At 45.6% G+C, this 22,075-nt stretch carries 20 protein-coding genes; 10 read left to right on the top strand and 10 right to left on the bottom strand.

The genetic code is table 11. The features are described from left to right. Positions 1-86 precede the first annotated feature (86 nt). From SFC66_RS14645 to SFC66_RS14655, 3 genes are all read right to left on the bottom strand, one after another. Positions 87-1,427, bottom strand: coding sequence for an Nramp family divalent metal transporter (locus tag SFC66_RS14645; protein WP_411219473.1), 1,341 nt, complete (start codon positions 1,425-1,427; stop codon positions 87-89). A gap of 128 nt (positions 1,428-1,555) precedes the next feature. Continuing rightward, positions 1,556-1,876, bottom strand: a complete 321-nt coding sequence (locus SFC66_RS14650) for a thioredoxin family protein (RefSeq protein WP_411219474.1) — start codon at positions 1,874-1,876, stop codon at positions 1,556-1,558. A gap of 64 nt (positions 1,877-1,940) precedes the next feature. Beyond that, on the bottom strand, positions 1,941-3,083 hold the full coding sequence (locus SFC66_RS14655; protein WP_411219475.1) for a CapA family protein: 1,143 nt from the start codon (positions 3,081-3,083) through the stop codon (positions 1,941-1,943). A gap of 129 nt (positions 3,084-3,212) precedes the next feature. Between SFC66_RS14655 and SFC66_RS14660 the strand changes: the two genes are divergently transcribed. Next, positions 3,213-3,677 (top strand): cupin domain-containing protein, encoded by a 465-nt coding sequence (locus SFC66_RS14660; protein ID WP_411219476.1) that lies wholly within the window; start codon positions 3,213-3,215, stop codon positions 3,675-3,677. On the opposite strand, the gene argS is transcribed toward SFC66_RS14660, so the two are convergent. Then, positions 3,678-5,360: an arginine--tRNA ligase gene (argS, locus tag SFC66_RS14665; protein ID WP_411219477.1), complete on the bottom strand. Its 1,683-nt coding sequence runs from the start codon at positions 5,358-5,360 to the stop codon at positions 3,678-3,680. 364 nt (positions 5,361-5,724) lie between these two features. Here argS and SFC66_RS14670 point away from each other — a divergent pair, with 364 nt between their 5' ends. The 6 genes from SFC66_RS14670 to SFC66_RS14695 all read left to right on the top strand — a co-directional run bounded on the left by SFC66_RS14670 (position 5,725) and on the right by SFC66_RS14695 (position 12,025). Then, on the top strand, positions 5,725-5,859 hold the full coding sequence (locus SFC66_RS14670) for a YfhE family protein (protein ID WP_411219478.1): 135 nt from the start codon (positions 5,725-5,727) through the stop codon (positions 5,857-5,859). Positions 5,860-5,964: 105 nt separating this feature from the next. After that, a complete protein-coding gene (locus tag SFC66_RS14675) occupies positions 5,965-6,663 on the top strand; it encodes an ABC transporter ATP-binding protein (RefSeq protein ID WP_411219479.1) in 699 nt (232 codons plus the stop codon). Then, positions 6,660-7,976: an ABC transporter permease gene (locus SFC66_RS14680; RefSeq protein WP_411219480.1), complete on the top strand. Its 1,317-nt coding sequence runs from the start codon at positions 6,660-6,662 to the stop codon at positions 7,974-7,976. The genes SFC66_RS14675 and SFC66_RS14680 overlap by 4 nt, the downstream gene beginning before the upstream one ends. Positions 7,977-8,045: 69 nt before the next feature. After that, positions 8,046-9,023, top strand: coding sequence for a LacI family DNA-binding transcriptional regulator (locus SFC66_RS14685; protein WP_411219481.1), 978 nt, complete (start codon positions 8,046-8,048; stop codon positions 9,021-9,023). Between the two features lie 101 nt (positions 9,024-9,124). Beyond that, on the top strand, positions 9,125-10,609 hold the full coding sequence (locus SFC66_RS14690) for a glycoside hydrolase family 32 protein (RefSeq protein WP_411219482.1): 1,485 nt from the start codon (positions 9,125-9,127) through the stop codon (positions 10,607-10,609). A 24-nt stretch (positions 10,610-10,633) separates the two neighbouring features. Next, on the top strand, positions 10,634-12,025 hold the full coding sequence (locus tag SFC66_RS14695; protein WP_411219483.1) for a sucrose-specific PTS transporter subunit IIBC: 1,392 nt from the start codon (positions 10,634-10,636) through the stop codon (positions 12,023-12,025). Between the two features lie 72 nt (positions 12,026-12,097). On the opposite strand, the gene SFC66_RS14700 is transcribed toward SFC66_RS14695, so the two are convergent. The 4 genes from SFC66_RS14700 to SFC66_RS14715 form a co-directional block, all read right to left on the bottom strand. Then, positions 12,098-12,400 (bottom strand): YkvA family protein, encoded by a 303-nt coding sequence (locus SFC66_RS14700; RefSeq protein WP_411219484.1) that lies wholly within the window; start codon positions 12,398-12,400, stop codon positions 12,098-12,100. Between the two features lie 109 nt (positions 12,401-12,509). After that, positions 12,510-14,336 (bottom strand): translational GTPase TypA, encoded by a 1,827-nt coding sequence (gene typA, locus SFC66_RS14705; protein ID WP_411219485.1) that lies wholly within the window; start codon positions 14,334-14,336, stop codon positions 12,510-12,512. 100 nt (positions 14,337-14,436) lie between these two features. After that, positions 14,437-15,756, bottom strand: coding sequence for a sensor histidine kinase (locus SFC66_RS14710; protein WP_411219486.1), 1,320 nt, complete (start codon positions 15,754-15,756; stop codon positions 14,437-14,439). Continuing rightward, entirely contained in the window at positions 15,753-16,445 is a 693-nt protein-coding gene (locus tag SFC66_RS14715; RefSeq protein WP_411219487.1) for a response regulator transcription factor, read from the bottom strand. The genes SFC66_RS14710 and SFC66_RS14715 overlap by 4 nt, the downstream gene beginning before the upstream one ends. A 179-nt stretch (positions 16,446-16,624) precedes the next feature. On the opposite strand from SFC66_RS14715, the gene SFC66_RS14720 reads away from it, so the two are divergent. Then, on the top strand, positions 16,625-18,010 hold the full coding sequence (locus SFC66_RS14720) for a S1C family serine protease (RefSeq protein WP_411219488.1): 1,386 nt from the start codon (positions 16,625-16,627) through the stop codon (positions 18,008-18,010). 279 nt (positions 18,011-18,289) lie between these two features. Further along, a complete protein-coding gene (locus SFC66_RS14725) occupies positions 18,290-19,837 on the top strand; it encodes a glycosyltransferase (protein ID WP_411219489.1) in 1,548 nt (515 codons plus the stop codon). Here the strand turns inward: SFC66_RS14725 and SFC66_RS14730 are convergent. Together SFC66_RS14730 and SFC66_RS14735 are read right to left on the bottom strand one after the other, a co-directional pair. Continuing rightward, positions 19,803-20,471 carry a class I SAM-dependent methyltransferase gene (locus SFC66_RS14730; RefSeq protein ID WP_411219490.1) on the bottom strand — a complete coding sequence of 223 codons (669 nt, stop codon included), beginning with the start codon at positions 20,469-20,471 and terminating at the stop codon, positions 19,803-19,805. The genes SFC66_RS14725 and SFC66_RS14730 overlap by 35 nt on opposite strands. A 113-nt stretch (positions 20,472-20,584) precedes the next feature. Then, the gene (locus tag SFC66_RS14735; RefSeq protein WP_411219491.1) at positions 20,585-21,298 is read right to left on the bottom strand and encodes a TraR/DksA C4-type zinc finger protein; all 714 of its coding nucleotides are present in this window, start codon (positions 21,296-21,298) and stop codon (positions 20,585-20,587) included. A gap of 106 nt (positions 21,299-21,404) precedes the next feature. Between SFC66_RS14735 and SFC66_RS14740 the strand changes: the two genes are divergently transcribed. Then, on the top strand, positions 21,405-22,070 hold the full coding sequence (locus SFC66_RS14740) for a Type 1 glutamine amidotransferase-like domain-containing protein (protein WP_411219492.1): 666 nt from the start codon (positions 21,405-21,407) through the stop codon (positions 22,068-22,070). Positions 22,071-22,075 lie beyond the last annotated feature (5 nt).

Genomic DNA, 22,075 nt, shown 5'->3' on the forward strand with positions numbered 1-22,075 from the left:
CGTTCTCCTCTCCTTCCCTATTATGTTCCCTGCAGCTTGGATCGGCTAAACTTTGGGAAATAAAAAAAGCCGGCTGGAAACCGGCTTTATAATGCATGTCCTGTCACAATCATATATCCGAGCATGAATGCATTCAGTGACACAATCAATCCTGTCGCAGTCCACGCAAGCACTTTGATATGCGGCTTATTCACAAATGAACCCATCTTCTTCTTGCTGCTTGTGAATAAAACGAGCGGTATGACTGCAAAGGATAGCTGTAGACTCAAGATTACCTGACTCCAGACTAGCAAATCACCTGTACTGGAAGGTCCATAAATCCCGACGACGATGAGCGCTGGAATGATGGCGATGATCCGTGTGACAAGTCGTCTGACCCATGGTTTGATACGGAACTGAATGAATCCTTCCATGACGATCTGTCCAGTCAATGTTCCTGTAATGGTAGATGACTGACCAGATAGCAGCAGTGCAAAACCGAACAGGAAGCTGGCGGCTCCTGCACCGATTGCGGGGCTGAGCAGCTTGTATGCATCCTCGATTCCCTCCACATGCTGACCGATCGTATGAAAAGCAGCCGCACCGAGAATCAGAATCGCGGAATTGACGAAGAATGCGACACCGAGTGAGAAGGTGGAATCGATGTATGCGAAACGGACAGCCTCTTTCTTTCCCTTCTCTGTATCCTGATAGTTCCTCGTTTGCACGATGGAGGAATGAAGGTACAGATTGTGCGGCATAACCGTTGCGCCAAGGATACCAAGTGCCAGGAACAAAACAGATGGATTCGTTACAATTTCCGGAGACGGGATATAGCCTTTCAATGCTTCCGACAAAGCTGGATGCGAGAAAATCATTTCGAACAGGAAGCAGCCTGCAATGGTGATCATCAAAACGGTGATGATCGCCTCCATCCAGCGAAAACCCTTTTTCTGCAATAAAAGGAGCAAAAGCACGTCCAGTGCCGTAATGATGATGCCTGCCATGATCGGTATATGGAACAGCAGATTAAGCGCGATGGCCGAGCCCAATACCTCAGCCAAATCAGTTGCTATAATCGCAAGTTCTGTCAGCAGCCACAGTACCGCCACTACTTTCGGATGGAATGCATCCCTTGTCGCCTGTGCTAAATCACGCCCTGTAGCAATCCCGAGCTTGGCAGCGAGCCCCTGCATGAGCATGGCGATCAAATTGGAAAGCAGGACGACAGCAAGCAGCATATAACCGAATGAAGATCCTGCGGAAATGGATGTCTCCCAATTTCCCGGGTCAATGAAACCGACTGCCACGAGAACTCCTGGACCCATGAAAGCAAACAGCTTTTTGAAAAAGTTGCCGTTCTCTGGAATGGCCACGCTATGGTTCGACTCTTCCAGACTTTTATCACCAGCTCTTGAGAGCCAGCCTTTGTCTCGTTCTTTACCCATGAAAATCCGCTTCTTTCTAATTATTATTAACGCGAGTTTACCAAAGGAAACTTTTTTAGTCAAAGAAAAGATATTGTATATAAAAAAAGGCTTTCCTGCTGATTCAGGAAAGCCTTTTTGTTATGGATTCATCCAAGCTGCTGTTGAAGAAACGCGATGACTTCTTCTGGGGATTTTGCGTTTGCACTATGCAAATGCGCCAGCTTTTCACCATTTTGGAATAGGAGGATACTTGGAATCCCCATCACATCCTGCTCCTGTGCAACGTCTGGTACTTCATCATTATTCAGTTCATACCATTTATAATTGCCATATTCCGCAAGCACTTGATCGATAAACATGTTCATGCGCGTACAGTCCGGACACCAATCCGCGAAGAACTTGACGATGATCGGCTCCTCACTCATGATGACTTCGTTGAATTTCTCTTTTGAATTAATCTGTTCCATTCTATGTTTCCCCCTTCTGCTTTTCCTTCTAAAGATACGGTACACTACAAAGGGAATCAAGCAGTTAGCTTGATGGACTCTCTTCTATGAAGGTAAGATCAGGCGCAAGCTTAGCCATATGCTTCTTTTTCTCTTCATATTCATTTTTCAATTCCGGCAAGCGATACATCGGCTCAATGCGATAATCATGCCAATCCGTGAAAGATAAGTACGTCAGCAGCATCCTCGGGGACGATGCCGTTACTTCTTTGCCATCCTTTTTAATATCGAATGAAAAGGCCCCTCCGATTCGCCGATCTGTTTCTTCTTGTGCTGCAATGAAATTCCCCATTGAATAAATGACAAGTGTTTTATTTCCGTCTTTACCTTTCAGCCACTCAACCGGTTGGAGCACATGCGGATGACAGCCCAATACCGCTGTCGCTCCCTGATCGGCAACAAATTGCGCCAGCTTCTTTTGTTCCTCATTTGGATCATTTTCGTATTCGATTCCAAAATGCAAGCTGACGATGACTGCATCCGCCTCTTGTTTTGCTTTTTGGATATCATCTTTTATCTTCTGCTTATCAATCACATTGACAAGATATTCTTTTCCCCTCGGTACAGGTATCCCGTTCGTACCATACGTATAACTGAGGAATGCAACAGAGATTCCCTCGTCCGTTTGTTCTATCGTTAGCTTTTCACTATCTTTCTTGTTTGCATACGCCCCAGTATATGCCATTCCGATTTTGTCATATTGGGCCGTTGCATGCTGGACACCTGCTTCGCCTTGATCAAGTGTATGATTATTAGCCATCGTGATCACGTCCACTCCGACATCTTTCAACGTATCCCCGATTTCAATAGGACTGTTGAATGTCGGATAAGAAGAAAGACCTAATTCCTCCCCGCCCATGACCGACTCCTGGTTCGCAACGGTTAGCGTTGATTCCCCAAGATAAGGTTTTATGTCCTGGAACATTGGGTTGAAATCATATCCTTGTCCCTTTTTTGCCTCTGAATAGATGGAACTGTGTAAAAGCACATCTCCAATGGCCGTAATGGAAATTGATGATGGCGCACTTGGCAGTTCTTTAGGTTCCAGTTCAATATCATTTTGATGTACCGCTTGAATCGCTTCTTGCTGCTGCACAGGAACACCGCCGCTGCACGCTGTTAAGAGAATAAGGCTCGACATTGCGACTATAAATGCTTTTATTTTCATGCGTATCCGCCTGTCTATGTTATTTATCCGTATTATAAGCCCAGATTTGCACAAAGAGTAGTACTTTTTGCACAAAAAGGTATAAATTTCTCCTATAAATGGGTAAATGGAAACAGGAGGAGGATAAACATGAATAAAATGCATTTTCAAGCTGACGGAATTTATCCAAATAGCAGTTTGCCGGTGATTGTACACGAAAAAGCCATCAAGGATACTCACGCAATGCGTGAGCTCTTCAAATCCAATCATTGGCGCAATAGCTGGATCAATGGTATTTTCCCTTATCATCATTATCATAGCACCGCTCATGAGGTACTCGGTGTCTTATCAGGTAAAGCTGCTGTACAGCTTGGCGGACCAGCCGGCAAACAGTTGGACATTGCCAGTGGTGATGTCCTCGTGCTTCCTGCCGGAACTGCGCATAAGCTGATCTGGCAAACAGATGACTTCCAAGTGATGGGAGCTTATCCAGACGGTATGCCTTTTGATACGAAAACAGACAAACCCGGCGAGTTCGATCAAGCTATGCAGCAGATACCAAATGTTCCGATACCGAAACGTGATCCTGTTACCGGAAACCCCATCTGGAGGTGATCACATCTTTTTCGGAGCATCGATGCCAAGCAGGCGCAGGCCTTCTGCCAAAACCACAGCTACAGCCTCGACGATTGCTAAGCGCGATTCGATTTCATCATCTTCTTGCAAAATGCGCACTTTTCCGTAATAACTATTGAACGCCTGGGCAAGATCGATGACATATTTGGCAACACGGGAAGGATCATAGTGAAGAACTGCATAATCGACTGCTTCCGAAAACTGCATCAGCAAAGAGATCATCGGCCAAGCCTCCGCGGCTGTACCTGCTGCAATATCCGGATTACGGCGGATATCGCCAGCTTTTTGAAGCAGCGTACAAGCTCTGGCATGAGTATATTGCACATATGGTCCTGTCTCACCTTCCACACGCAGCATATTCTCCAAGGAAAACTCGATATCGTGAATGCGCTCATGCTTCAAGTCATGAAACAATACAGCACCGACGCCAACCTGCCTTGCCACTTCGTCTTTATTGATCAAGTTCGGATTCTTCTTGGATATATTTGCAGATGCAAGCTCAATCGCCTTTTCCAGAACCTTATCGAGCAACACAAGCTTTCCTTTTCTGGTCGACATCTTTTTACCGTCCTGCAGTACCATACCAAATGGAACATGGTTGATTTGATCTGCCCATTCGTATCCCATTTTATTGAGCACTAGTTTCAATTGCTGAAAATGCAGACTCTGCTCATGCCCTACTACATACAAGCTTTTGGAAAAATTGTACGTTTCCTTGCGATAGATGGCCGCAGCGAGATCACGTGTCGCATACAGCGTTGCGCCATCTTTCTTTTTGATCAAGCTGGGCGGAAGTTCGTGTTCATCCAGACGTACTACCTGTGCCCCTTCCGACAAACTTAGCAATTCTTTTTGTTCAAGTTCTTCCACGACACGATCCATTTTGTCATTATAAAATGCTTCCCCTGCGTCCGAATCAAAATGAATGCCCATCAATTGATACACACGCCCGAATTCCTCCATGGATACGTCACGGAACCAGCTCCACAGCTTGTTGGCGTAAGGATCTCCTTGCTCCAATTTCAAAAACCAGTCTCTTCCTTCTTGTTCGAGCTGTTCATCTTCAGCTGCTTCTTCATGGAAACGGACATACAGCTTCAGCAGTTCAGGGATCGTGTTGGCGCGAACCTTCTCTTCTTCGCCCCATTTTTCATACGCGCATATCAGCTTGCCGAATTGCGTGCCCCAGTCTCCGACATGATTGATCCTTTCAACTTCATAGCCCTGCTTTTCCAGTAAAAGACCGATACTGTTCCCGATGACGGTCGAGCGCAGATGCCCCATCGAGAAAGGCTTGGCTATGTTTGGTGAGGAAAGATCGATCGTCACCATCTGATTTTTCCCAACCTTCGCACTTCCGTAATTCTCACGCTGTTGTAGAATATCATGCAGCACCTGATAGCCGGCAAAACTTTTATCCAGTGTAAAATTGACATAGCCACCTATCGATGTGATCGAAGAAAACAAGTCATGCGACAGTCCGGCTGCCAGTTCAGATGCAATGATGTGCGGTGCTTTCCTTTTTTCTTTCGCCAGTGCAAAACAAGGGAAGGCATAATCCCCATGCTGCAGCTGTTTTGGTCTTTCGATTTGTTCTTCGACTTCTGCCGATGAACGGTCCAGCGCTTTTGCTATCACTTCTGCTATCATCGATTTGTACATTATCCATATCCTCCTTCAAAATAAAAAAACCGCCTCTTCCACTTGGAAGAGACGGTTTATCCGCGGTGCCACTCTACTTGTCCTTTTCGGACCTGCTCAAATTGGTAACGGGAATGATGACTCCCGGCAGCCCCTACTTTCTCGTTCGTTCAAAGCTGCAGCCAAGAAAGTCCGGTTCCCGCCGCCTTCCACATCCCGCTTCCACCGTCCGGGACTCGCTTTTGTTTCCAGCTGCAGTACTCTCTTTCTTATCGACCTTGTATATTGTTTCCTATTATAGCGTTTCCCTGGAAAGATGCAACCCCGTTTAAAATCCCAGCGCCTGGGCACACTTTGGATAACCCGTAATAAGGAGGATGATCACATGTCTAAGCAACATGGCAACTATCAGCCTGTCCGGATGAATGGTGTCAGTCTATCCGATGCCCGTGAAGTCGCATTCCGCAAAGAGTTCAAACGCGCAGATATCGCCGGCGGTTTCCGTCAGAAAAAAAGATGATTTTATCAAATCCAGCTGTCTCAATGAGACAGCTGGATTTTTTTTGAATACTTTTCCTCCTTGCTGCCGTCATTATTTATAACAGGTTGAACAGGGGGAGAAAAGATGATAACAATCAAGCAATTATCCCATCATTACAAGATGGGAAAGAAAGCAAAAGAAACAACCGTACCTGTATTGCATGAAATCGATTTGCATGTGGATAAGGGGGAAATTGTCAGCCTTGTCGGTAAGAGCGGTTCTGGAAAATCGACTTTACTGCATATCATCGGTGGCTTTATCCAGCCAACCAGCGGACAAGTCGAAATCGACGGTATAGCAATCACTGGCTGGGATGAAACCAAGCTCGCCGATTTCCGCTTACAGCATATCGGCTATATCTTTCAAAATTTCCAACTGATACCGAGCATGACTGCTGCCCAGAATATCGAGCTGCCACTCATCCTGAACGGTACGGCTAAGCAATTGCGCAAACAAAAAGTGGACGAGATGCTAAGGCAAGTCGAACTGGAAGCCTATCCCGACCATTACCCTTCCGAGCTGTCGGGCGGCCAACAGCAGCGTGTCGCGATAGCCAGGGCACTAATCCTCGATCCGCCGCTAATCCTTGCAGATGAACCTACCGGCAGCCTGGATAGTGATACAGAGAGGGAACTGCTTACTTTCATCCAGAAATTGAACAAACAAAAAAATATCACATTCTTTTTGATCACGCATGATCAGGAAGTCGCTGCCATTGCGGACAGACAGCTGGAGATCAGGGATGGCCAAATGCTAAAAGTGAAAGGAGTGATGCAGGGATGACATTCAAAGACAAATGGCGGTTTGTGCAGCAGAATATGAAAAAAAATAAAGTCCGTGTATTCATGACGATTCTTGCAGCAGCAATGGGCAGCTGCTTTCTTATTGTCCTGGCTTCTGTCGGCTTTGGTCTGCACGATTCCCTGATAAAAGATGAACTGGAAAGCAGCGCTGTCACAAAGATTGAAATTTACGGCACAGACGATGAAAATCAGTATGGATTCACAACAGAAAACATTGCAGAATTGAAGCAAATAGATAGCGTCAAAGCCGTCCGGCAAATACAGGGTCTCGGAGAAGCTGCTTTCCATGTGGATGGATATACGAATGAAATGCCCTCAGCAATTGCAGTGAACTTCGAAAGTGAAAAACAAGCAGGTCTGGAGCTTGGCAGCGGAAGAATGCCAGAAGCAGAGAATGAAATTATCGTCAGCCATGACTTTGCCGCATTTTTAGGAAAAGACGATGTGGAGGATAAAGACAAATATTCAGAAGACGGTACCATCAACTCCGCGTATCAATATGATGGACAAATACTCGACAAAGAAATAGAACTGATAGCTGCTGCATCGCCAGAGGATGGCGGTGAACCCCGGACTGCCACGGAAAAGGTCAAGGTGGTCGGTATTGAAGCAGCTCCGGCAAACGAATATACCTTATCGAACTCGGTTAAAGCAACGCCGGGACTGAAAAAGAAGCTTGATGAAGCATTGGATATAACGACCAGCCATACAGATGCGAAAGACCCATTATACGACCAAGTGGAAGTGTATGCTGCCAATGCAGAAGCAGTGGAAGACATCCTTACGACATTGGACGAAAAAGGCTATCTTGCTTACTCGAATTTGGAAGAGCTCAAAAATATCAATATCCTGTTCACTGTAGTCAAAGCAGGTCTGATCATTGTCGGTACAATCGCCGTCTTGATTGCTTCCATCGGGATATATAATACAATGACAATGGCCGTAACCGAACGTGCCCCGGATATTGGCATAATGAAAGCAATCGGAGCCAATCCCAGGACAATCAAGCAGATCTTCCTTATGGAAAGCACATTCATAGGATTGGCCGGTGCATTGATCGGAACAGCTGTCGCTTACCTGATCAGTTTCATCGTCAATGCAGGAGTCCCGGTCATATTGGAACAAATATTCGAAGAGGAAATCCCAGACACCTTGCAGCTCTCTTCCATTCCAGTCCTATTGGCAGCAATCAGCATAACCATCTGTCTGATAGTCACAGTCCTTTCTGGATCAAGACCGGCAAAGCAAGCAACAAATGTGGACGTATTGCGCGCTTTGCGGCGTGAGATTTAGTCTCTATGACAATTTCGCCATTCTCATAGTATACTGAGGAAAACCATTGCTTTTGAAAGGGTAGGAAAAATGAAAACTATAGCGGATATTGCAGATCTGGCTGGAGTTTCAAAAAGTACGGTATCTCGCTATTTGAATGGCGGTTCTGTCAGTACAGCCACAAAGAAAAAACTGGAGCGTATCATAAACGAACAAAATTATGTGCCAAATACATTTGCCCAAAGTCTGAAAGCGAAAAAAACTGCCATGATCGGTATCATCGTGCCTCGTCTGGATTCCTTTGCAGCATCTCATACGATGATGGGAATTGATGATTCTTTACGCAAGCAAGGTTATCAATTACTGATTGCCAGTGCTAATCAGGAGGTCAGTCGGGAGATCGAAGCTATTCATAACTTCACCAGGCAGAAAGTTGCTGGTATCATTCTCATGTCTACACAAATCACAGGGGAACATTTGCAGGCTATAAAAGAAGCAAAAATACCAACTCTACTAGTTGGCCAGCAGCACCACTTACTTCCGAGTTTGATACATGATGATTATGAGGCTGGAAGGATAATGGGTGACTTTGTTGTAAAGCAAGGGCATCGTAATATAATTTATCTGGGCGTTACCGAACGGGATATCGCTGTCGGAATCGAAAGGAAACGCGGTTTCCGCGAGGCCTTGCAACACAATGGATGCCACGCAGATTATCTGGAAACAAGTTTCCGGATGCATGATGCAATGGAACTGGCACAAAGACTCCTTTCCAGAACGGAAGCTACCGTGATTGTCGGAGCAACCGATAATATTGCCCTAGGTATAATCAAAGCAGCGCATCAATTAAACTTGCGTATTCCTGACGATATTTCAATTGCTGGATTCGGAGGGTATGACACAGCAGAAATCGTCTCCCCCGCATTGACAACCGTTACATACGATTATCTGGATGCAGGGAAAAAAGCAGGTGAAAAGATAGTACAGCTTGTCGAGGATGAAACTTGCGAGAATCTTACCATATATCCTGTTCAATTAAAAAAGCGTGAAAGCGTTGACAAAATATAAGGCACCGTTTATGCTATTACCAAAGAAACCGGTTCCATCAAGAATGGAGTTGAATCTTTGGTTTTTTTTGACTTGCTTTGGAACCGGTTCCGAAATAATGTATGGAAAGTAGTGATAAGGTGACGAATTCAAACAAATACCGTTTATTATCGGATGCCTCACCTGATGAATTAACTCAACTGGCCAGACAGGTCAATGCCTCCCCCTGGAGACAGCACTATCATATTCAGCCTAATACCGGGTTATTGAACGACCCTAACGGATTCGCTCATTATAATGGCCAGTATCACCTCTTTTACCAGTGGCACCCATTTGGTCCTGTTCATGGAATGAAGTATTGGTATCATGTCACATCGACCGATTTGGTTCACTGGGAAGATGCGGGGGTTGGTATAGAGCCAGGCGATCCATATGACTCACACGGTGCATACTCAGGCAGCGCCTTGGCTGAGGATGGAGTGCTCTACCTCTTTTATACTGGAAATACGCGGGATGAGGACTGGTCGAGGCATCCCTATCAATGCCTTGCCGTGTTGGATCAACAAGGACATATTTCAAAGCAAAATACACCAATCATCGAGTCTCCACCTCTAGGATACACCGACCACTTCCGCGATCCGAAAGTGTGGAAAGCAGCTGACAGCTATTATGCTGTCTTAGGTGCACAACGCCTGAATCAAACAGGATGCGTGCTGGTTTATCGATCGGATGATCTGCAAAATTGGTCACTCACCGGGGAGCTGGAAACCTCTCTCACTGATTTTGGGTATATGTGGGAATGCCCTGATTACTTCGAGCTGGGCGAAAAAGGTGTCCTTCTCTTCTGCCCGCAAGGATTACCTGCAGAAAAGGATCGATTCGAGAATATTCACCAAGCTGGCTTCTTACTAGGCGAACAGATCAATCCTGAGAAACCGCACTTTCATCATGGCAGCTTCACGGAACTGGATAGAGGGTTTGATTTTTATGCTGCGCAAACCACCCTCACTCCTGACGGAAGGCGCATCCTGATTGGATGGATGGGACTTCCTGACACGTCATACCCAACAGACACGCATGGCTGGGCTCATTGCCTTACGCTTCCGAGAGAACTTACGATAGAGAATGGAAAACTAATGCAGCGCCCTGTCAAAGAAATGGAACTGCTGCGAAAAGAATCATACACTGCAGTTCATACAGTACAGGATTCCGAGATCCTGATTGATGAAATGTATGGGTCATCTTATGAATTGCATTGTGCAATCCATATGGAAGGTGCAGCCAAAGCCGGGATTACTTTTCGAACCGGGGACACGGAAGAGACTCTGCTTTATTATGACACGTTGTCCAAGTATCTTATTCTAGACCGAACCCGGTCAGGTCAGACAATGGAAAATGACACTGGGAGCATCAGACGTTACGCATTGGATGCCAAAATGATAGATCTTCATTTGTTTGTCGATCAATCGTCAGTTGAAGTTTTCATCAATGACGGGGAAGCTGTCATGACAGCAAGGATATTTCCGGCAAAGGATAGTAATGGCGTCGCCTTCTTTACTGAGGGAGGAAAGGCAACATTCGACGCAGTGCACTGGCTTTATACCTAATTAATCCTGAAAGGGTGATATGTAGTGATGGAAAACAGGAAAATTGCCGAAGAAGTCATCGATGCTATCGGAGGAAAAGAAAATATCTCTTCCTTGGCACATTGTGCAACTCGCCTCCGGATTGTTGTACATGATAAAGAGAAGATAGATAAAGATAAAGTCGAAAATATCGATAAGGTCAAAGGTGCATTTTTTAACTCTGGACAATATCAAATCATTTTTGGAACCGGAACCGTCAATAAAATCTTTGATGAGCTCCAGACAATCGGTATCGGCGGTTCATCTGTACAGGAAGTCAAACAAGCTGCTAAAAAAGAAGGTTCCGCATTTCAGCGAGCGATTCGGACCTTTGGAGATGTCTTTGTACCAATCATTCCTGTTCTTGTCGCTACCGGCTTATTCATGGGACTTCGCGGCCTGCTGACCCAAGAACAAATACTCAATTTGTTCGGCTTGGCACCAGCAGATATCCCTGCCAACTTCCTTTTATTCACAGAAGTGCTGACCGATACAGCGTTTGCCTTTCTGCCCGCACTAGTCGCTTGGTCATCTTTCAAAGTATTCGGCGGAAGCCCTGTTTTAGGTATTGTACTTGGTCTCATGCTTGTCAATCCTGCTTTGCCCAACGCATATGAGGTAGCAAACGGATCCACTGAAGCCATTACCTTATTCGGTTTCATACCTGTTGTAGGTTATCAAGGTTCTGTACTGCCTGCTTTCTTCATCGGACTGATCGGTGCGAAATTGGAGAGAGCATTGCGTCGCCGCATAACGGAAGCGCTGGATCTGATCCTCACCCCCTTCCTTACATTGACAATCATGATCACTCTCGGATTGTTTGCCATTGGTCCAATTTTTCATTCCTTGGAAGATTTTGTCCTGACTGGCACATTAGCGGTATTGGATTTGCCATTTGGCATTGCTGGATTGTTGATCGGTTCTCTCAATCAGCTCGTCGTTGTGACCGGTGTGCATCATATCTTTAACTTCCTTGAGATACAGCTGTTGGAAAATCGCGGTGTGAACCCTTTCAATGCAATCATTACATGTGGTATGGCTGCACAAGGTGCTGCCTGTCTGGCAGTCGGCTTAAAAACAAAAGACGCAAAATTGAAAGCGCTAGCACTCCCTTCTTCTTTTTCTGCATTTCTCGGTATATCGGAACCAGCTATTTTCGGTGTCAATTTAAGGCACATAAAGCCTTTTATAATGGGATTGATTGGCGGAGGGGTAGGAGGTTTCCTTGCTTCTTTGCTTGACTTAGCCGGAACAGGAATGAGTGTCACTGTGATACCAGGAACCCTGCTCTATTTAAATAGCCAACTCCCTTTTTATATCCTTGTCAACTTGGCTGCCATGGTAGTGGCATTCTCGCTAACTTGGATATTTGGTTATAAGGATTCACAGAAAGCGTAGGAAAATATCGGATTGAACACAGGGACTACCTTTTAAGAATCATATTAAAAAAAGCGCCCAACAGGACGCTTTTTATATATCAATCACCTTATTATCGTTTCGGTCAACGTCATATTTTTCTTTGATATGCGTCGGGGCCATCTTGACGATAAGCTGCAGAATGAATGCTGCTACTGCCACGTCATCGACGATACCTAATCCGATAAGGAAATCCGGAATCAAATCAAATGGGAAGACAAAGTACAGGACAATCAATGCAATGGCTGTTACCTTCTTGGCTGCTGCCACCTCTTTAGCTGTGAAGAAAGCTTTCAGAAATGGAATCGACTTGCGGAAATTGAACAGAAAACGGAGCCTGCTCCATAGTCTGGTCATATCATCCTTCCTTTCTGCTCCAAATAGAGCTATTCCCATTTTAAGGGATATAAGCTCCATATACAACATTTAAGCAAAAAGCCCAGCATCAGGGATGCTGGGCTTTAGATTATGCTTTTTTCTTTTTCGTTGCTTTTTCACGTTCGTTCTTGTTAAGGATTTTCTTACGAAGACGGATGGATTCCGGTGTTACTTCGCAATACTCATCATCGTTCAAGTACTCGATCGCCTCTTCAAGAGACAAGTCGCGCGTTTTACGGATTGTAGATGTTTGGTCTTTGTTTGCTGAACGTACGTTAGTCAGGTGTTTTTCCACAGTGATGTTAACTGTAAGGTCGTTATCACGGCTATGTTCCCCAACGATCATACCAGAATACACATCTGTACCAGGAGCTACGAAGATGATACCGCGATCTTCAAGCTTCATGATACCGTAAGTGGATGCTTTACCTTGTTCAAGGGCAACAAGTACACCTTTCGCTCTTCCGCCAACCTGACCAGCAATGACAGGCTCATACCCATCAAATGTATGGTTCAGGATACCGAATCCGCGTGTTTGGGACATGAACTCCGTAGAGTAACCAATCAATCCACGGGAAGGTACACGGAACTCAAGACGTACTTGGCCGTTACCTTGGTTGATCATGTCTACCATTTCCCCTTTACGGGAACCTAGGGATTCCATGACTGCTCCTGTGTATTCTTCCGGTACATCTGCCTGTACGCGTTCCACCGGTTCACACATTTTGCCGTCGATTTCCTTCAGGATTACCTGTGGTTTGGACAATTGAAGCTCATAGCCTTCACGGCGCATATTCTCGATCAGGATGGAAAGGTGAAGCTCTCCACGTCCGGATACAGTCCAAGCATCAGGAGAATCAGTCGGGTCTACACGAAGACTTACATCTGTCTCAAGCTGGTTAAGCAAACGCTCTTCGATTTTACGGGAAGTGATGTATTTACCTTCTTTACCCGCAAACGGACTGTTGTTCACTAGGAATGTCATCTGCAACGTTGGTTCATCGATACGAGGAACAGGCAATGCTTCCTGCTTGTCCACGGAGCAGACAGTTTCCCCGACGTTGATGTCTTCAAGACCAGCAACGGCAACGATGTCCCCAGCTTTTGCTTCGGTGATTTCAATTCGTTTCAAACCGATGAAACCGAATAGTTTCGTGATACGGAAGTTCTTTACGGAACCGTCTTTCTTCATCAGGGCAACCTGATCGCCGACTTTAACGGAACCACGGAAGATACGGCCAACACCGATACGGCCAAGGAAGTCGTTGTAATCCAAGATAGTAACCTGGAATTGCAAGCCTTCATCAGAGTTATCAATTGGAGCCGGGATGTTATCCATGATCGTTTTGAAGATGGCATCCATGGATTCCACTTGTCCGTCCGGCTCTTCACCGGAAGTACCGTTCAATGCCGATGCATAAACGACAGGGAATTCAAGCTGATCGTCATCTGCACCAAGCTCGATGAATAGATCAAGCACTTCATCGATGACGTGCTCAGGACGTGCACTCGGTTTGTCGATTTTGTTAACGACAACAACCGGAGTGAGTTTTTGTTCCAAAGCTTTTTTCAATACGAAACGAGTCTGAGGCATCGCGCCTTCATAAGCATCCACGACAAGCAAAACGCCGTCTACCATTTTCAGTACGCGCTCCACCTCACCACCGAAATCGGCGTGTCCTGGTGTATCCAATATGTTAATACGTGTATCGTTATAATTAATCGCAGTGTTTTTCGCTAGAATTGTGATGCCGCGTTCTTTTTCCAAGTCATTGGAATCCATTGCGCGCTCATCCACGTGCTCATTATCACGGAAAGTACCGGAATATTTCAGCAACTGGTCAACCAAAGTCGTTTTACCGTGGTCAACGTGGGCAATAATCGCGATATTGCGAATATCTTCTCTTAATTGCATGTATACATGTCTCCTCTTCTTCATGTAATCCTATCCGACTACAACCTGTTAATTATACCACAGTTCATGCGCGGCACAATAGGATAGGGAAACATTAACATTATAATATTATTGTAAAGCTTGCGCCGCCCAGGTCGGACTTCCCAGCTCGGATGATACCGTTATGTCGCTCTATGATGGCACGGGATATGGCAAGACCGAGTCCGGTTTCGCCGCCTTCCCCTTTGACAAAGCGCTGGAACATATTCGGCATCAACTCTTCCGCAATCCCTGGCCCGTCATCGGAAATGGTGATTTCAACTTGCCTGATGCTGCTTGGCTGCACCGAGATGTGCACGCGGCTTTTTGCATGACGGATGGCATTGGACGTTATATTCATCATTGCCCGAAGCAGTTTCTCTTTATCCCCATTAATTACAATTTCCGCAGGTTTGTTATAAGTAAGCTTGATGTCCTTGTCGCTCGCAAGCGGCAACGCACGATCGATGGTCAAGTCCACCAATTCCTTGATTTCTATCTGCCCTTCTTTGTAAATGCCCTCTTCACTGTCAAGCTTGGCAAGCAGTATCATCTCGTTTATGAGCTGTTTCAGCCGATTGATCTCGGATACCACGACTTCCAGGCCATGTTCCTGATCCTTCCCTGTAAAGACGCCATCCTTTATTCCTTCCGCATAACCTTGGATGGTCATGAGCGGTGTCTTCAGCTCATGGCTGGCATTTTGGAAAAATTGCCGCTGTGAGGTGATATAACGGTTCAGCTCCCTGGCCATCTCGATTGCACTTTGCTCTACTTCTTTTATTTCCCCGCTCGCCTTCACCGACTTGATATTGTCAAATTCACGCCGCTGTATCTTTTTCAGCTGGTACTTCAGTTCTGTCAACGGCCTCACCAAACGCTGTGTCAAATACGTACTTATCAATATCGCAATCATGACACCTATCAAAAAGACCAGGAAAATGCGTTGAAAGAAACTCTCCTGCACTTCTTCCAACTCCCGGATCGGCCTGAGGATGACCATGTTTTGATCATTGTCCGTTTTGATGGATTTCACTACATAGCTGTTTCGACTATCCTGCCAAATGGTGTTTTTTTGAGTGGGAGCCGTATCATGTCTTTCGGCAAGCCTCTCGGCATCCGAGCGAACAAGATTGGTATAAGTCACTTCATCGTCTTCTTCATTATATAGAAACATTTTCAAATCCAAATTATCCAGCATCGTATCAAGTGTACTGACGAGTATCTCCCCGTTGGCTCCGTTGATCGATGTGATCAAAATCTGACCGCTTTCCTCCAGCTGCCTTGTTTCATTCGTGACCAGCAACCCTTTTAATTGGGAATACAATGTGATGGCTGTGAATCCCATCACAATGATCAGCAAAGTTGTAAACGCAATATTTATCTGTGTCTTCAGTCTCATTCTTCGTTCATCCTGAAGCGGTAACCAAAGCCCCACACTGTCTCGATCGGGATGCCATCCATTTTTTTGCGGAGCCGTTTGACCAAGTCATCCACTGCGCGATCGCTGCCGAAATAATCCTCACCCCAGACTTGTGTCAGCAATTCATCCCGGGAAAATGCCCGATTCGGATTTTGAACAAGGATCACAATCATTTCGAATTCCTTCGCTGTCACCTCTACTTCTGCTTCATGCCAGTAGACACGGCGTTCACCTAATTGCAGCTGCAGATCACCTGCTTGCAAATCCATTTGTTTCACTTGCTGCGTACTCTGACTGCTTTGCGGGTTCCATCTTTTGAACAGACGTTTCACACGCGCAACCAGTTCACGCGGACTGAAAGGTTTAGTCAAGTAATCATCCCCGCCAAGCTCCAAGCCAAGGATTCTGTCTATTTCTTCATCTTTAGCCGAGATGATGATGATTGGCACCTCGCTTGTCTGTCGGATTTTATTGCATAGCGCATAACCATCCATCCCCGGCAGCATGATATCCATGATCCACATATCCGGTGTTTCTTTATCCGCAATCTCAAGCGCAAGCTCAGCCGTTTCCGCCACGCTTATCTGATAACCTTCCTTCTTTAGGTAAGCTTCTACTATATTTCGTATATTTTGATCGTCTTCGACGACGATTATATGGTGTGTCATATGGTCGTACTCCTTTCCTCTCTACGTTATTTTCCCACAAAATCGTAAAAAGAAAAGACTTTCCTTTTAATTGACCATTCCACATATTTTACATAATTGCTCCGAAAATATGCCAAAACCAAGCGGTAGAATGTGTAATATAGAACAACGCACACAACAACACGAAAGAGGTGTCTTACATGAATAGAGAGAACGATAAGCAGTTCAACGAGAATCCAGAAGAACGGAATCATGATTCATCATACGAGCAGGAGCAATCTTTTACGGAGGATCGTGATAGAGCATCTGACCAAATAGATGAAACACCGCAATACAGACAAGCAATCCAAGTTGATGAACCAACCAGACAACCGCAGCAGCCGAAACAAAAGGGCAAAGTATGGACAAGCTTCATCAGCGGAATAGCAGGCGGAATCCTGGTGCTGGCAATTGTGGCCATCCTAGTGTTCACAAATGTCATATCCTTCAGTACCAATGCAGCAAGCCCTTCGACGATGGGAACGAAGAATACGTCATCGACAGAATCAAGCAATAAAGCTTTGGCTACACAAACCAGTACAGCAAATCTGACCAACGCCATCCAAGATGCATCGGCAGCAGTGGTAGGTGTGGAAAACTTGCAGCAAAGAGATTTATTCTCCGAATCGGAAGAAGCTGGTTCCGGTTCAGGTGTCATCTATAAAAAAGAAAACGGCAAAGCTTATATCGTGACCAATAATCACGTTGTAGATGGCGCATCCAGTTTGGAAGTCACAATGGCCAATGGACAAAAAGAAAAAGCCACTTTGCTTGGCACAGATGAGATAAGCGACTTGGCTGTACTCGAGATTGATGGTGCGAACGTAGACACTGTCGCTACATTCGGTACTTCAGATGACCTTACAGTCGGCCAGCAAGCGATCGCGATCGGGAATCCATTAGGCGCTGAGTTCGCAGGTTCCGTAACGCAAGGCATCATCAGCGGATTGGATCGTTCTGTCGCAGTTGATTCCAATCAAGATGGGACAGAAGACTGGGTGACAGAAGTTCTGCAGACAGATGCAGCGATCAACCCCGGTAACAGCGGTGGCGCGCTCATCAATGCCAACGGAGAAGTGATCGGAATCAATTCGATGAAGATTGCCCAGGAAGAAGTGGAAGGTATCGGATTTGCAATTCCAATCGATGCAGCTAAACCACTCATCAATCAACTTGAAACTTCCGGTAAAGTGGAACGTCCTTATATCGGTATTGGAGCAGTCAGCCTGGATCAAGTTCCGCAAGTGAATGTACAGCAAACATTGAATTTGCCGGAAGATGTGACACAGGGCGTCGTGCTTGCACAAGTTGTTGACAAATCTCCTGCAGCAGAAGCCGGATTGCAGCAATATGATGTTGTGACAAAAATCGATGATCAGGACATCACCAGCATGGTCGATTTACGCTCTTACCTTTATTCCGATAAGAAAATCGGTGATGACGTAACTGTCACGTACTACCGGGAAGGCAAGAAACAAACTACCAAGCTTACGCTAACAAAAGAACAAACAACAGCAAACGATCAACCTGCCCAGCAGCAACAATAACAATAAGTCTTTCTTATTGATCAGATAGATGAAGGCCGCTCATGCAACGATCAAACATGATATCCCCAAATGTCATTTTAACGGCTTTTCAATAAAAAATGCGATCACCGATTTTTCGGTTGATCGCATTTTTTTGATTTTAAGATATACCTTCGTAAGCATTATGACGTATCCGCCCCACCGACTACTTATCTAGAACTATTTCCCCCGTATCTGACAGGCACCAGATCAGCATTCGAATTATATATTATAAACAGACTGCATAAAGGAGCATGATACATGGATAACGTTTTGATCGGCACAACAGTCAAACAAGACCCTGAGATATTGACTTCTTACTTGGATTCCATCCAAAATCTGCAATCAAAAAATGCGTCTATCACTTATTGTTTTATTGACGATAATGACGATCCAAAGTCCAGTGCCTTACTCGCTGCATTCGCTGATGGAACGGGCGCTATCATCTTGCCATCCGAAGCAGCTGGTACCTATTTCAAAGATGAGCATACCCATTATTGGACAGAAGCGCTTATCTGGAAAGTAGCCACCCTGAAAAATAAACTCATTTCTCTTTGTATCGAGCAAAAAATGGATTATATCTTCTTCATCGATTCTGATATCGTGCTTCATCCCGCCACCATGGAGCAACTGATTGCAAGCGAAAAAGACATTATATCCTGTATCTTCTGGACTGAATGGCAGCCCGGGACACAGGCGCTTCCGCAAGTCTGGTTGAAGGATGAATACGATCAATTCATCCAGCATCGCGGCGAAACGATATCCGAAGCTGAACGCAGCAGTCGGCATCATCAGTTTTTAAGTCAGATGCGTATACCAGGTGTATACGCAGTAGGCGGCCTTGGTGCTTGTACGCTGATCAGCAGAGAAGCATTGGAAAAAGGCGTTCACTTCGGCGAAATACCCAATCTATCCTTTTGGGGCGAAGACCGCCACTTCTCCATCCGTGCAGCCGCTCTTGATATCCCGCTTTTCGTCGATACCCATTATCCTGCTTTCCACATTTACCGGAAAAGCGATTTAGCGAAGCTTCCTGCTTTTAAATGGACCAATAACTGGCCAGGCTATGAGCGTGTGGCAAAAGAAAGCAGCAATACGCTGACATTATCCATGATAGTCAAAAATGAATCCGGGCGTTATCTGGAGCGTTCCTTGCATTCCTCTCTCCCAGCTGTCGATCAAGCTGTCATCATTGATGATCATAGTTCAGATAATACAGCAGACATCTGCAGACAGCTTTGTGCACAATACGATGTTCCTTTGAAGCTGATTGAAAATCCCGATGCCTCCTTCAGCAATGAAACAGAATTGCGACAGCAGCAGTGGCACGAAACGATAGCAACCAATCCAGATTGGATCCTTAATCTTGATGCGGATGAAGTTTTGGATGCCACCTTTTTAACAGAAAAAGACCGGCTGCTGAATCAAGCCGGTCATGATCTTTATTCTTTCCGTTTGTATGATTTTTGGGATGAAGCGCATTATCGGGAAGATCCCCACTGGCAGGCACATTTATTTTATCGCCCTTTCCTGCTGCGCTATCAGCCTGCCTTTCCTTACGAATGGCTGAACACACCTGTGCATTGCGGCCGCTTCCCGGAAAACATCTTTCAGCTCCCTAATAGCATCAGCTCTATTTGCATCAAGCATTTCGGCTGGGCTAGGCAGGCGGACCGAATCCGCAAATATGAACGCTATCAAAAGCAGGACCCGCAAGCGCTTTATGGGCAGAAAGAGCAATATGAAAGCATTCTTGATCACAATCCAAACTTAATCAGATGGACGGAGGTTTCTTCTTCCGAAAAATAGCCCGGTAGCAATACAGACGCCCCCATCGGTCATCGAAAAGTGCATCGGCAGGTATTTCCGATTCGACCGGACCTGCATATTCAAAGTCAGCCAGCTCTGCCAATGTTTCCAGTATGCCAATATCGACAGTAGGGTAATCGAAGGTCATGATCACATATCCGTCCGGCTTCAAAGTACGGCTGAATTGTTCCCAGGCGCGTTTTTGTACACTCACATCGAGATGCTCCATCACCGAAATGCAGAAAATCTTATCAAAGAAAGCATCTTCATACGGCAGGGAAGTCAAATTCGCTTCGGCACGATGAATCGTCTGGAGGATATCTTCGGGCAGGCGAGCTGCTTCACTCTGGCTGAATTCCCTTACCACATCCTCCATGATTGCCTTGTCATTTGTAATCCTGCCATCTATATCACATGCATAGACTGTTTTAGCTGAGGCTGCCAAGTGAAACTTGAACGGATGGCTGATGCCCGAAGCCGCATCCAATACCACATCATCTGCTTTCACAAAAGATGCTGCCCACTCATATTCATAACTGCGGCTCCACCAAGCATCCGGTAATTTCAGCACAAAATCCTGCACTGCTTGATCCTCGCGCTTGAAAAATCTTGAAGTCCATGCTTCTGTCAACATGCTTCAACCCCTTTTTTATGATAGATAACGTGTAGTACAAACGTATTCCGCCGGATAAGCATCTATGCAAGTTTCTCCATACAACAAAAAGAACCGGGCACTGCCCGGTTCTTTCATTCGTCATAGAGGATCGATTTGACATCTGCATCCTCCAGATAATCTTCATACTTTTCGTGATCTTCGTTTACACCATCGAATTTCCCGTTTATATCGGCAAGTAGGAAGTTCTCGATATCCTCCGCTCCACCCGTTTCTTCATCGGAATTGACAGCCATATAATCGTAATCCTTCTCCGTATTGACGAAATCGGAAGGTGTTTCGGATGACCCGTACGCTTGCAGATCTTGCAAAGTGTCTTCTCCATCATAAAAATTATGGTTATTATCTTCTTCATCGTCCATCCCTTCAAGATCCTCGAGCCTCGGATGAATGACTGCTTCTTCCGCCGGTCTGTCGTGCAATGTCATGTGCTGCGGCTTGAATTCGACAAGCGTTTGGGCCGTCGGCATTGCCAGCAGCCGCTCTTCCGGTATCGGTTTTCCTGACTTCTTACAGATTCCAAAAGATCCATCTTCTATGCGGGCCAGAGCAGCTTTGACATCCTCCAGCTCCTGTTCGAGATGATCATTCAGTGCGATATCCTTTTCCCGTTCAAATAGTTCTGTTGCTGTATCTCCAGGATGGTTATCATAGTTGCTCAATTCCCCCATCGCGTCTTTCGTGTAGGACATCTCGACACCAAAGTGATCCTTCAGCGTCTGTTTCAATTCCTGCAGACGATTCTCAAGCATTTCCTTACAGGCATTCAATGTCTCTTGTCTGACCATGCACTTTCCTCCTGTTCATTTCCTGCTGTCCGTAGTATATGACAGAAAACGTATCTCTATTAAGACAGCACGTATTGTATAATCAGGAAAATGGAGGCGATTGCTTATGATAACTAGAAAACTGTATCTGCTCGGAGGAAACACTTCACAAGAAGAAGCAAATATCCATTTTGCCAAAGCAGCCGGCGGACAGGACGCTCGCATTGCGCTGTTGATTGTTTACCGAAAAGGCTGGGAAGCATTTTTGCCGCATTATACGAAGCATTGGATATCGGAAGGAGTGCAGGAGAACAATATCTCTGTCGTCGTACCAAATGAAAAAGACGAATTGAATACAGCAGAAATGACGGAAATCCTCTCGGGTGCCACCGGAATTTTCATCGGCGGCGGTCACTCGGCAACATACTATGACGTATATACAAAAGAACCGATCAAAAAGCTTTTGCTTTCGAAATACGCTGCCGGTATACCACTCGCAGGCAATAGTGCTGGAGCCTTGCTTATGCCCCAAACTGTCTTGCTATCCCCTCATGACACGGATAATCAGCAAGCTTGGAACGGAAAAGGACTCGGCATCCTCCAAAACCAGCTCATCAGTGTGCATTTCTCCCAATGGCAGGACGAACCGAATCTCCTTTCCGGCTTGCATCAACACAATATCCCACTCGGATATGGCATAGACGGAGATGCTTGTTTATATCTAGAGGATGAGCAGCCAACAGCCGTTTTCGGGAACGAACAAGTCAAACGCATAGAAAAAGGGACCCTCTGACAGGA

Origin of the sequence: Terribacillus saccharophilus (genome assembly GCF_046592895.1) — a bacterium.
Taxonomy (GTDB): Bacteria; Bacillota; Bacilli; order Bacillales; family Amphibacillaceae; genus Terribacillus; species Terribacillus saccharophilus_D.